Annotated in this window: 12 protein-coding genes; 11 read left to right on the top strand and 1 reads right to left on the bottom strand. The window is 34.6% G+C overall.

Annotated elements, in window-relative coordinates; all coding sequences use genetic code 11:
• The 8 genes from B3C16_RS03730 to B3C16_RS03695 all read left to right on the top strand — a co-directional run.
• Window positions 1-301, top strand: a 301-nt coding sequence (locus B3C16_RS03730; RefSeq protein ID WP_291128927.1) for an SDR family NAD(P)-dependent oxidoreductase, incomplete at its 5' end; no start/stop codon positions are given.
• A gap of 11 nt (window positions 302-312) precedes the next feature.
• Window positions 313-1704, top strand: a complete 1392-nt coding sequence (locus B3C16_RS03725; protein WP_121312948.1) for an AMP-binding protein — start codon at window positions 313-315, stop codon at window positions 1702-1704.
• Between the two features lie 32 nt (window positions 1705-1736).
• Complete coding sequence (locus tag B3C16_RS03720; RefSeq protein ID WP_147406824.1) at window positions 1737-2357, top strand: MBL fold metallo-hydrolase; 621 nt, start codon at window positions 1737-1739, stop codon at window positions 2355-2357.
• Window positions 2358-2402: 45 nt separating this feature from the next.
• Window positions 2403-3005, top strand: coding sequence for a sugar transferase (locus B3C16_RS03715; RefSeq protein WP_121312950.1), 603 nt, complete (start codon window positions 2403-2405; stop codon window positions 3003-3005).
• Window positions 3006-3030: 25 nt separating this feature from the next.
• On the top strand, window positions 3031-4185 hold the full coding sequence (locus tag B3C16_RS03710; protein ID WP_291128921.1) for a DegT/DnrJ/EryC1/StrS family aminotransferase: 1155 nt from the start codon (window positions 3031-3033) through the stop codon (window positions 4183-4185).
• A 36-nt stretch (window positions 4186-4221) separates the two neighbouring features.
• Complete coding sequence (locus tag B3C16_RS03705; RefSeq protein WP_291128919.1) at window positions 4222-6168, top strand: polysaccharide biosynthesis protein; 1947 nt, start codon at window positions 4222-4224, stop codon at window positions 6166-6168.
• A gap of 55 nt (window positions 6169-6223) precedes the next feature.
• Window positions 6224-6997: a polysaccharide biosynthesis/export family protein gene (locus B3C16_RS03700; RefSeq protein ID WP_291128917.1), complete on the top strand. Its 774-nt coding sequence runs from the start codon at window positions 6224-6226 to the stop codon at window positions 6995-6997.
• Between the two features lies 1 nt (window position 6998).
• Complete coding sequence (locus B3C16_RS03695; protein ID WP_291128915.1) at window positions 6999-9386, top strand: GumC family protein; 2388 nt, start codon at window positions 6999-7001, stop codon at window positions 9384-9386.
• Here B3C16_RS03695 and B3C16_RS03690 read toward each other — a convergent pair.
• Window positions 9369-10106, bottom strand: coding sequence for a tyrosine-protein phosphatase (locus tag B3C16_RS03690; protein ID WP_291128913.1), 738 nt, complete (start codon window positions 10104-10106; stop codon window positions 9369-9371). The genes B3C16_RS03695 and B3C16_RS03690 overlap by 18 nt on opposite strands.
• Window positions 10107-10265: 159 nt before the next feature.
• On the opposite strand from B3C16_RS03690, the gene B3C16_RS03685 reads away from it, so the two are divergent.
• Genes B3C16_RS03685 through B3C16_RS03675 form a run of 3 tightly spaced genes read left to right on the top strand, consistent with a single transcriptional unit; the run spans window position 10266 to window position 13177 of the window.
• Entirely contained in the window at window positions 10266-11135 is an 870-nt protein-coding gene (locus tag B3C16_RS03685; RefSeq protein WP_121312955.1) for an ABC transporter permease, read from the top strand.
• A gap of 1 nt (window position 11136) precedes the next feature.
• Window positions 11137-12402, top strand: coding sequence for a polysaccharide ABC transporter ATP-binding protein (locus B3C16_RS03680; protein WP_291128909.1), 1266 nt, complete (start codon window positions 11137-11139; stop codon window positions 12400-12402).
• A 10-nt stretch (window positions 12403-12412) separates the two neighbouring features.
• Window positions 12413-13177, top strand: a complete 765-nt coding sequence (locus tag B3C16_RS03675) for an FkbM family methyltransferase (protein WP_121312957.1) — start codon at window positions 12413-12415, stop codon at window positions 13175-13177.

Here is a 13177-nt window from a genome sequence, read left to right as displayed (position 1 = left end):
TGTTAAAGGTCAGTTAGGTTATTCTGCTACTAAAGGTGCTGTGATTTCATTGACAAAATCGGCTGCGAAAGAACTGATAGAACACAATATTCGTGTCAATGCCATTGCTCCGGGAATGGTTGGCACCGAAAGATTTACCCAAGTTTTTGAAGAAAAATTTAAAGATAAAATTTCCAATATAGGAATAGGAAGATTAGCTGAACCTAACGAGATTGCAGATGTTTGCGTGTTTTTGGCTTCAGACCTTTCCACTTATGTAACCGGTCAAATCATTGGAGTTGACGGTTCGACTTCATTTTAAATACAAAGCCTATGCTTCTCCAAGCAGCGTTTATCAAGGACAATACTACCGCATTTATAGATGTTGACGGAAATACATTATCCTACAAAGCATTGTCTGATTTTTCGATGGTCTTCTTTGAGCAAATCAATAAGCGCACGTTAATTTTTATTTTTTCAGAAAATACTTTTGGTTCAGTAGCTGGTTATGTTGCAGCTTTAGAAACTAAAATTGTCCCGCTTTTGCTTCATGCCGGAACGGATAAAGCGTTAAGAGAGGAACTAATTAATAAATACAAACCTGAATACTTTTGGCTGCCTGAATCAATGGCTGCCGAATTTAATCATGAAGTTGTTTTCAGTGCCTTTGGTTATGTTTTGCTGAAAAGCGGTTTACAACCACCAATTTTGCATGAAGACTTATCGTTATTGTTGCCTACTTCTGGTTCTACCGGCAGTCCTAAATTGGTGCGTCACAGTTATAAAAATATAGAAGCCAACGCCCGGAATGTCGGGAAAGTTTTTGATATCAGTAGCCATGACAGAGCTTTAGCCGTTTTACCGATGTATTATACTATGGGTCTTTCAGTGATTACAAGTTATTTGTATGGTGGAGCTACCATTTTACTATTTAACGGAAGTTTGACTGATGGGGTATTTTGGAAATTTTTGAAAGAACAAAAAACCACCATTTTGACCGGTGTTCCCTATAGTTTTGAAATTCTTTCCAAGTTGCGATTTACCCGTATGGATTTGCCCGATTTAAAAATTGTATCGCAAGGTGGTGGAAAATTGAACGCGAGTCTGTTTAACGATTTTGCCGAATATGCAGAACGAACCGGCAAAATGTTTATTGCCACTTATGGACAAACAGAAGGAACGGCAAGAATGGCTTACCTTCCGGCAGCGTTTGCCAAGACTAAAATTGGAAGTATCGGAAAAGCAATTCCGAACGGAAAATTATTTTTGATTGACGATAATGGAAACGAAATTTCGGAAGCAGATGTTCCCGGAGAAATGGTTTACAGTGGGCCAAATGTGACTTTAGGCTATGCCTACACCGGAGAAGATTTGCAAAAAGGCGATGAGCGTCAAGGTATTTTACCAACGGGTGATATCGCTATTCAAGACCAAGACGGTTTTTTCTACATTGTTGGCAGAATAAGCCGATTCCTCAAGTTGTATGGAGTCAGAATAGGTTTGGATGAAGTGGAACAGCTTATTTTTCAGGAATTTGGTGTAGAAAATATTTGCACCGGCACAGATGAAAAAATGAAAATATATGTCACGGATGAGACTGTAGTAGCAGCCGTTGCTTCTTTTGTCATTCAGAAGACAGGTTTGTACCATCAAGCATTCGAAGTATTATTCATCCCTGAAATCCCTAGAAATGATGTTGGTAAAATCATTTATAACTTTGACTAGACAACCATTCTTATTTCTTGAACACAATTTTTATGAAAATTCACCAGTATATCAATCCACACAGACTCTCCAATACCTATGTTTTGGATTTGGCTGCCGGTAAAGTTGTTTTAATTGATGTTGGTAATTTTGATACCAAACCTTTCACCGCATGGTTGAAGCAAGAAAAAAAAGAGTTGACCCATGTGATTTTAACCCATGAACATGCCGATCATTGTTGTGGAATTGATGCTTTGGCTGAGGCATATTCGTTTGAGTTAATCTGTACTTCAAAGTGTGAAGAAAATATCAGAAACTGTCGTCAAAATTTTTCCTATTATTTAGAAGAAATTGATACCTTCGAAGTCAAACACAGCAAGGTAGCCATTGTGAAAGATTACGAAGTAAAAAACATAGCCGGTCAGTCGTTTACCTTTATAGAAACTCCGGGTCATAGTCCCGGTGGAATGTGTGTTTTATTGGGAGATATTTTGTTTACAGGTGATACTATTTTAAACGGAGTAAAATCGCCACTCACTTTTCCACACAGTAGCCGAAAAGATTATCAGTATTCGATGGAGAAACTGAAAGGAAATTTGAAGAAAGGAATGACAATATATCCGGGACACGATCGCTTTTTTTTATTCGAAAGCTTTGAATCGCTGTCTGTTTAAATAGAATATATTACAGAGATGAATATTAGTTATATTTAATAAAAAATGTACAAACTTTTAGTAAAGCCGGTATTCGATTTTTTGATTTCCTTACTAGGTCTTATATTGTTGTTTCCGTTTTTGTTGCTTTTTACAATCTTATTATTTTTTGCCAATAATGGGAAGCCGTTTTTTTTTCAATTGCGTCCCGGTAAAAAAGGGAAGACCTTTAAGATTGTTAAGTTTAAAACCATGAATGACAAAAAAGACATTGAAGGTAAATTGCTTCCTGATGCACAAAGGTTAACGGCAGTCGGGAGTTTTGTTCGCAAGACCTCAATTGACGAATTACCTCAATTAATCAATGTCTTGAAAGGCGATATGAGTTTAATCGGACCAAGACCTTTGTTGACGACTTATTTACATTTGTATGACGATTTTCAAAACCGAAGACACGAAATCAAACCCGGAATCACCGGTTGGGCACAAGTCAATGGTAGAAATGCTATTTCATGGAAAAAAAAATTTGAATATGATGTTTGGTATGTAGACAATATGTCTTTGTCTGTTGATCTGAAAATTTTATTCAAAACTATTTTAAAAGTATTCAAAAGAGACGGTATTAATGCTGCTAATGCTGCCACTACGGAGCCATTCAGTGGAAAATAAATTTAAATATTAAGCAAAAATAACAATGATACAATCAAAAATTTGGCTTTCTTCTCCGCACATGGGAGGTAATGAACAAAAATTTGTCAAAGAGGCCTTTGATACCAATTGGGTTGCTCCTTTAGGTCCAAATGTTAACGGATTTGAGCAGGATTTAGAAAATTTTTTAAATGATGATGTTCATGTTGCCGCTTTGAGTTCGGGAACTGCGGCGATACATTTGGGTTTAATTTTACTAGGTGTTCAGGCAGGTGATGAGGTTATTTGTCAAAGCTTTACTTTTTCGGCTTCTGCAAATCCTATTCTTTACTTAGCGGCTACTCCTGTTTTTATAGATAGCGAAAAAGAGACTTGGAATTTATGTCCCATTGCTTTAGAAAAAGCTATTGTTGACCGAATCGCCAAAGGGAAAAAGCCAAAAGCTATTATTGGGGTCCATCTTTATGGAATGTCTTTTAAAATTGATGAAGTTAGAGCGGTAGCACAACAATATGGAATTCCTATTTTGGAAGACAGTGCCGAAGCTTTAGGAAGCAGTTATAAAGGTAAAAGATGTGGTACGTTTGGGGATATATCTGTATTGTCTTTTAATGGCAATAAAATCATAACGACTTCTGGTGGCGGTGCTTTGGTGACTCATACTGCTAAGCAAAAAGATAAAGCCGTTTTTCTTTCGACTCAAGCCCGGGACAATGCGCCTCACTATCAGCATAGCGAAGTAGGTTATAATTATCGTATGAGTAATATATCTGCCGGTATTGGAAGAGGGCAAATGGAAGTATTGGAAAATCATGTCAATTTAAGACGTAAGATGCATGATTTTTATCAAGCGTATTTTGCTGATAAAAACGGAGTAACTGTTTTTAGTGAACCCAATGCTGATTATTATTCAAACCATTGGTTAACCAGTATTACAATTAATCCTATAATTACCGGTAAAAGCAGAGAGGATTTAAGGTTGTTTTTAGAGGAACACAATATAGAGTCAAGACCATTGTGGAAACCCATGCATTTACAGCCGATTTTTGCCCAATACCCTTATTATGGGACAAATGTTTCGGAGACTTTATTTGATGAAGGACTGTGTTTGCCTTCAGGATCAAATTTGTCCGATGCCGATAGGTTGCGATTAGAAAAAACACTTGATGATTTTTTTAATAATTTACTAACTAAATGTTAAAATTAGTTTAATTTTGAACCATTGACCACATGACGCATGAATAAAACTATTTTTAAAGAATTGGAGCGTAGCATATTTAACAAAAAATTTCAGAATATAGGTTACTTACCTCGCTGGATTATTTTTGCTATTGATGTTTTTATCGTTTCTGTAGCTTGTATTATTACTACAGTTATTATCAACACCCTTTCGGTAGTTTATAAGAGTTCTTTGGATGTCATTTCGCTCAATCTTATCATTGTTTTGGTCAATGCGGTTTTCTTTATGGTTTACAGAACCTATTCGGGTATCATAAGGCATTCCACATTTATAGATGGTATTAAATTGTTGGTAGCAACTACTTCTTCTTATTTTATATTGCTTTTCGTCAATATCGGTTACTATTTTCTGACCAACAAAAAATTGTTTTTATCAACAGGTCTGTTTATCACTTTTGTGATTTCATTTTTGTTGTTGTTTCTATTCAGGATATTGGTAAAAAACATTTTTGAAAAGTATTTGCAAAGTGATGATAAAAGAAAGTTGATTAAAGCAGTCATCTATGGTGCCGATGCCAATGCCATTTCTGTTGCCAATGCGCTTAAAACAGAAAAGCCTTCTCGGTTTAATTTGGTTGCTTTTATAGATAAATACAAGCAAACTAAAACGTCTAAGAGTATATTAGACTTGCCGATAGTCAATCAGTCTAGAGATATTCATGTTATTTTGCGAAGTGTAGGTGCTGAGGCCTTAATTATTGCCGAGAAGAGTCTTACCAAAGAGGAAACCGTTGCTATAGTTGAGGAATGTTTGGAATACAATTTTAAGGTATTTACGGTGCCTTTAATTACAGACTGGGAAGATCAAAAGCAGATTTCCAATCAACTTAAAAACTTTGATATTGAAGACTTATTACATCGAAAACCAATAGTTTTAGACAGTAAAACCATTTCTTCTCAAATCAATGGGAAAACGGTTTTAATAACCGGAGGCGCCGGATCTATTGGCAGCGAGATAGTTAGGCAAGTCATTCATTTTTCACCCTATAAAATCATTATCCTAGATCAGGCAGAATCTCCACTTCATAATTTGCAACTAGAAGTTTCTGAAATTTCTAATAAAGTAAGAATACGAACTGTATTGGCCGATGTTAAAAATTTTGAGGAAATGGAATATATCTTCCTAACCTATAAACCCGATTATGTATACCATGCTGCGGCCTACAAGCATGTTCCTTTGATGGAGGAAAATCCGGCACAAGCTATTTTTACCAATGTGATAGGAACTAAAAATCTTGCCGATTTGTCGAGTAAATATAAGGTTGAAAAATTTGTGCTTATTTCTACAGATAAAGCGGTAAATCCAAGTAGTGTAATGGGTGCCAGCAAGCGTATTGCTGAGAAATATGTTCAGTCGTTGAACTTTCATTTGTTGGAAAGCCAGAAAAACAATGTCACTAAATTTATTACAACCCGATTTGGTAATGTCTTAGGTTCTAATGGTTCTATAGTTCCATTATTCACCAAACAAATTCAGGAAGGCGGGCCATTGACCATAACACACCCAGAAATTATTAGGTACTTTATGACCATTCCAGAAGCTTGTCAGCTCGTATTAGAAGCAGGTGCTATGGGGAATGGTGGTGAAATTTATATTTTTGATATGGGTGAGCCGGTAAAGATTATTGATTTGGCTAAAAAAATGATCAGATTGGCCGGTTTTGTGCCTGATAATGAGATTAAAATCAAGATTATAGGCTTAAGGCCAGGCGAAAAATTATATGAAGAACTACTCAATGATGCTTCAAAAACATTGCCTACACACAACGAAAAAATCATGATAGGACAAGATAATTTAGATAATTTTGAAGATGTTAATTTGCTTATTTCTACCTTAATCCAAACTGCAAAAAAATCTTCAAGTGCTGAAATTGTTGGGTTGATGAAGAAAATTGTACCCGAATTTAAAAGTATGAACTCGGTATTTGAGACCCTTGATAATTAGTTTTGATTCTAATCAATCATAAATTATGCTATATTTACAACCCAAAACTTACCCTATGAATTTTAAATTTATAACAAAATCAGCTTTTTTATTGATTTCATTGGTATTGTTGTTTTCCTGTGCTTCTAGAAAAGACATTGCTTACCTTCAAAATGTAGATTCTCTTCAAAACAGCAAGGAAGCATTAAATTACGAGCCAAAATTACAAAAAGATGATATGTTAAGCATTATAGTTTCAGCCGATCAGCCAGAACTGACGATTCCATTTAACATGCCTCAAATACAAGGTAATTATCAAATTAACGAAAACCAAGATGGTATTAAAACTTATTTGATAGATGCTTATGGGTTTATTGAGTTTCCGGTAGTTGGTAAAATAAAATTAGCCGGACTTAGTCGCTCTGAAGCGGTTACTAAACTCCAAACATCTATAAAAGAATACATTACCAATCCGACAATTAATTTAAGGATTTTAAATTATAAAGTATCTGTTTTAGGAGAAGTGCTTAAACCGGGAACTATTAAGATTAACAGCGAGAGAATAACTCTTTTAGAAGCTATAAGTCAGGCCGGTGATTTGACTATTTATGGTAAAAGAGATAATATACTTGTCATCAGAGAATCAGACGGAAAAATGACTTATAATCGTATAGACATTACCAACGCTGATTTTATTAACTCTCCTTTTTATTATCTTTCTCAAAACGATGTTGTTTTAGTAGAACCTAATAAAACCAAGATGAACTCTTCAGTAATTGGTCCTAATGTTACCACTATAATATCAGCTTTATCGCTTTTAGGAACCATTTTAATCATTCTTACCCGATAATATGCAAGATCAATCTTCCTTTAGACATGCACACAAAGACGACAGTCTTGACCTCAGAGAACAGTTTGATAAGTATTTCAAGTATTGGCCTTGGTTTATTATTTCAGTGATTGTTTGCGTTGGGGTTTCTTTTTTGTATTTGAGATATACTGTGCCACTTTACCAAGCGAGTGCTACTATTTTAGTAAAAGATGAAAAGAAAGGGAGTTTAGAATCTGAATTATCTGCTTTTGCTGATTTGGGATTGATGAAAGGCATGAAAAGCAATGTCGATAATGAAATTGAAATTATAAAGTCGAGATCTATTGTTAAAACTGCAGTTAAGAAACTTAATTTTAATATTTACTATTATACCGAAGGTAGGGTTAAAGTAAAAGAACTCTATGAAGACAGACCTATAGATGTTTCTTTTTTTGAGTCGGATGATACTTTTTACACCAAAAGACAATCCTATGTAATCAATTCAAAGACGGAAAGCACTTTTGAATTGCAAACTACCGAAGGAAAGCCAATTAATGTTTTTAAGTATGGTTCAACCATAAGATTAAGCAACTGTAAGATGGTTGTAATCAAAAGAATGTTATCGTCTAAGTTAAATAATCAGGATTTCTCTGTGACGGTAAGTGTTAATAACATTGACAACGTTGTTCAGGGATATAAGAGCAGGCTGACTATTGCTCCTTTAAACGATAAATCGAGTGTTGTTGAGTTAACGTTAAATGATCCGGTTGCTAAAAAAGCCGAAGACTTACTTAATACCATTATTGCCATCTATAATCAAGATGCTATTGATGATAAGAATTATATTTCCAGAAATACCCAAAAGTTTATTGATGAACGACTACAGTTTATCACTAAAGAGCTTGGAGATGTTGAAAAAGAAGGAGAAAGTTATATGACTTCTAACAGATTGACCAACATTGCTTCTGATGCAGATTTGTTTATTCAAAATTCAGTCGATTTTGAAAAGGCTTTAATAGAAACCGAAACACAAATCAAAGTTGTATCGAGTATGTTGGATTATCTTAACGGCTCTTCACAAGACGATATCATACCTAGTAATCTTATTCCTTCTGACAAAAATGGCAGCAATAGCAATGCCGCCGATTTAATTAACCAATATAATGGTTTTGTAATCGAGAGAAACAGAATTGTTAACGGAGGTGGAACGTCCAAAAATAGTGTCGTAATCAATTTAAACAATAGAATTGATGATATGCGAAAAAGCGTTAAGGAGAGTCTGAATCGCTTGATTGCTTCTCTTAAAATTAGACGGTCGGATTTACAAGCTCAGGATAATATGCTAAGCGGGAAAATTTCAGAAATTCCTAAGCAAACCAGAGAACTTAATGTCATTGGTAGACAACAAAAAATAAAAGAATCATTATATCTTTATTTGCTTCAAAAGAGAGAAGAAGTAGGTATTTCACTCGCGGTAACTTCACCAAAAGCCAAATTGATTGATGAGGCTAAATTCAAAAATGCCCCAATATTTCCTAAATCCAATATTATTTTATTGATTGGGTTTACTTTAGGTTTGCTCATTCCGTTTTTAATAATTTACTTAATTGATTTATTCGATACCAAAGTTAAAAACAGACAAGATATAGAGAACAACACCATAATTCCTTTTTTGGGTGATATCCCAAAATCAGATACGGAAGATGAAATTATCAGTGCATCAAGCCGTTCGAGTTCGGCTGAGGCCATTAGGATTGTGAGAACCAATTTGGAATTCATGTTGAATTCTGTTCCTGAAAATAGGGCTAAAACTATTTTTGTTACTTCAACTATGCCTAAAGAAGGGAAAACTTTCGTGGCTATTAATCTTGCCAGTACTATAGCGCTAACCGGAAGAAAGGTTTTACTTATAGGGCTTGATATTAGAAATCCGAAAATAGATAAGTATCTGAATGTTCCTGCTAAAGGGCTTACCAATTATATTGTTAAATCGGGACAAAAAATTGATGATTTTATCACCAAACTTGATGCGTTTGAAAATTTGCATGTGTTACCTTCAGGGGTTATTCCGCCCAATCCTGCAGATTTGCTTTTGAGTCCTAAAGTGGATGAAATGTTCGAGACTTTGAAGCAACAATATGATTACATAGTGGTTGATACCGCTCCGGTAAGTTTGGTTACCGATACCTTGTTGGTTGCGAAACACGCAGATGCTTTTGTCTACATTGTCAGAGCAAATTATCTTGACAAACGATTGTTAAAAATTGCTGATAGTTTTTATCAGGAAAAGAAATTGCCTAATATGGCTATTCTACTTAACGATACCATTTGGAGAAAAACTTACGGCTATGGTTATGGTTACGGTTATGGCTATGGAACTGAAGAAGAAAGAAAATCTTGGAAAGGTAAGTTATTTAAGAAAAAATAAATTATTATGGATTGCCTTCTCTAATTGGGGAAGGCTTTTTAATTTTACTTTGTTCTGAAAGGCATTTACGTGATTTTGATGGTGAATATCACTTCCGACAAAATCGAAGTAGTCATTGGTTAACAACTTTTCAGTCACCAATCTTACATTTTTGCCGTAATAATCAACAGTTGATAAGAGGTTTAGCTGAAATAAACAACCTGCTTTTTTTAGTTTGCTGTATTCCTTGAAATTTTCATGGTAAAATTGATAACGTTCCGGATGAGCCAAAATAGGTTTGTAACCTGCTAATTGAATTTCAAATATGATATCGTATAACTGGATTGGCGGACTCAAATAGGACATTTCTACTAAGATATAGTTGTCTTTTATTGTCAGTAATTTTTCTGTGCCTAGTCTTTTCACGAAACTATCGTCCATCATGTATTCCACAGCCACATTAAAAGAGGCTATTTCACATTCTTCTTGAACAGCATTTGAGATTTCTTGGTGTTTTTCTGTAATCGAACTTTCGCTGTTGTTCCATACACTTACAATGATATGAGGTGTCGTGATGATGTTTTTGAAGCCTATTTCATTCATTTGATTGATTAAAGAAATACTGTTTTCAAGACTAGTGGCTCCATCATCTATTCCCGGAAGTAAATGCGAATGAATATCAATGTGATTGTTTTGGATTAAATCACATAAAATAGGTTTTTGTTTGAAAAGGTGAATCAAAATGAAGTATTTAACTTCGTAAAATTAATCAAATTATAGTCGGTTTTGTCAATTTTAATGAATTAGAAAATAAAACAACCCAAATCTTTCCATGGGGTTTGCTAATTTATATATTTGCAATTACTAGTTAAAACAGAACATTGTTTAAAAAAAGAATAAATGAAAAACGATAATCAGTCTCAAGATTGGGATTTAGTAATTAAAGGGCATACTTCGCTTTTTGATATTAAATTCAGAGATCTTTGGCATTATAGAGATTTGTTATTGATGTTTGTTAAGCGAGACTTTGTTAGTTTTTACAAGCAAACTATATTAGGCCCGTTGTGGTTTTTTATTCAACCTATTTTTACAACCTTAGTTTTTACCTTTGTTTTTGGGAATCTTGCCGGAATCAGCTCAGACGGTTTGCCACAACAATTGTTTTATTTGGCCGGAATAACCTCATGGAATTATTTTTCTGATTGCTTAACCAAAACCAGTACTGTTTTTAGAGACAATGCCAATATTTTTGGTAAAGTATACTTTCCAAGATTAATCATGCCGTTGAGTATAGTAGTCAGTAACTTGGTGCGTTTTGGCGTTCAATTACTATTGTTGTTTGTGCTGATGGGTTATTTTTATCTCAATCCGGAAGAAGGAACTGATTTTCACATTAGTAATGGGATATTGTTGTTCCCCTTTTTAGTCATTTTAATGGCACTTTTGGGATTGGGCTTAGGGCTTATTATTACTGCGGTGACTACAAAGTATAAAGATTTAACGTTCTTAGTTACCTTTGGTGTGCAATTGTTAATGTATTCCACTACCGTGATTTATCCGTTGAGTTATGCCAAAGAAAAAGGATATGGTGATATCGTAGCCTTAAATCCAATGACAGGTATTATTGAAGCCTTTCGCTTTGCTTTTTTAGGAAAAGGAGAATTTACGATTTCCAGTATTGGGTATTCGACTATAGTTACATTGGTCATCCTTTTTCTGGGTATTATTATTTTTAATAAAACCGAAAAGAATTTCGTAGACACTATCTAGTATGAGCCAAACTGTTATACAAGTTAAAGATTTATCCAAAGCCTATCAAATAGGGCAAATTGGAACCGGAACCATTTCAAGGGATATCGAGCGGTTTTGGTTAACCAAAGTGATGGGTAAAGAAGATCCTTTTTTAAAAATTGGGGAAACCAATGACAGAAGTATTAAAGGGATTAGTGATATCGTTTGGTCATTAAGAGATATAAATTTCCAAATTAACCAAGGCGATGCCGTCGGTATAATAGGGAAAAATGGTGCCGGAAAAAGTACTTTACTAAAACTGTTGTCCCGAGTGACCAGTCCGACTACGGGCGAAATCAAAATCAAAGGAAGAATTGCCAGTCTGCTTGAAGTAGGAACCGGTTTTCATCCCGAGTTGTCAGGAAGAGAAAACATTTATTTGAACGGTGCTATTCTCGGAATGCGCAAAAAAGAAATCACTCGCAAACTTGATGAAATTATCGACTTTTCTGGGGTTGAAAGGTATATTGATACTCCGGTGAAAAGGTATTCTTCGGGGATGTATGTGCGTTTGGCATTTGCTGTAGCCGCACATCTTGAAAGTGAAATTCTGATTGTTGATGAAGTACTTGCAGTAGGTGATGCCGAGTTTCAGAAGAAATGTTTGGGTAAAATGGGCGACATCAGTAAAGGACAAGGAAGAACCGTGTTGTTTGTGAGTCATAATATGGCAGCAGTAAAGAGTTTATGTCAAAGAGGCATTGTTTTGGAAAACGGTTTGGTTATAAAAGATGATACGGTAGAAAATGCAGTAGCTACTTATCTTACCGGTAATTTCGGAATACAAAACCATAAAATATTCAGTAGTGAATATGATAGACAAGATTTTACACTGCACGAGTTAGGCGTAAATCCAGTAGGAAAAACACCAAATGCCATATTGGATGAATACCAAAGTATAGAGTTCAATATGTTGTTTACGTTAAAACACAGCGCTAAGAATTTGCATGTGACTTATGTTTTAAATAATGAATACGGAGAAACTTTATTTACTTTTTCACACAGTAACAGCGGATCAAAACTAAAACAAGGGTTAAATAAAATTAATTGTAAATTACCGGAAGGGTTTCTAAATATTGGGTCTTATTATTTGACTTTTTATGTTATAGAGAATTCCAAAACCACTTTATTTGTAGAAAAAGACATTCTAACCTTTACCATTCAAGAAGGAGAAAGACCTATTGGCTCATGGATGGGCAAAGAACCCGGATTTATAAAACCAAAATTTCAATGGACTATTGAATAAATAAAACAGTATGATCAAGAAAATAGTTAGAAAATTAATCTTAAAACGCGGATTTGAGGTCAAGAAAGTCAGTACCCATTCAAAGCTTTCTGATGTCAATAGTAAAGATTTTCTTTTGCATAATTTTTACAATATTTTAAAATCGTTCCATTTTTATCCCAAACATATTGTTGATGTTGGAGCTAATCACGGCGCGTGGACCAGAGAAACTTTGAATTATTTTCCCGATGCTGTCTATACTTTAGTGGAACCGCAATATTGGTTACAAAGTTCGCTTCAAGATATTTTAGACCGCAAAAGTAATGTTAGCTTTTATCCTTTTGGAGCCGGCGAACAATCTGGTTCGTTTGAATTTACTATTTTGGACAGAGATGACAGTTGTTCGTTTCAATATTCAAAAGAGCAAGCAGCAGAAATGGGTTTAAAGCAAATTACATTACCCATTATTACTTTAAACGAATTGCTTTCAGATAACAAGTTACCCATTCCGGATATCATTAAAATAGATGCAGAAGGATTGGATATTGAAGTTTTAAAAGGAGCGAGTAATTATCTTGGAAAAACCGAGATTATCATGGTTGAAGCCAGTGTTGTTAATAAATTATATGACAACAGTTTTCTTAAAATAGTTAACTTTATGGATGAGAAAGGCTACCGTCTTTTTGAAATAACAGATTTAAATCGACCTTTTAATCTTAAAGTTTTGTGGTTGGTTGAAATAGTTTTTGTTTTAAAGAACGGCGTCATCGACAATCAAGTTATACCTAAAGTTTAA

The organism is Flavobacterium sp. UBA7682, from assembly GCF_002482945.1.
Classification (GTDB): Bacteria; Bacteroidota; Bacteroidia; order Flavobacteriales; family Flavobacteriaceae; genus Flavobacterium.
This window is presented reverse-complemented; position numbering and strand designations above follow the sequence as displayed.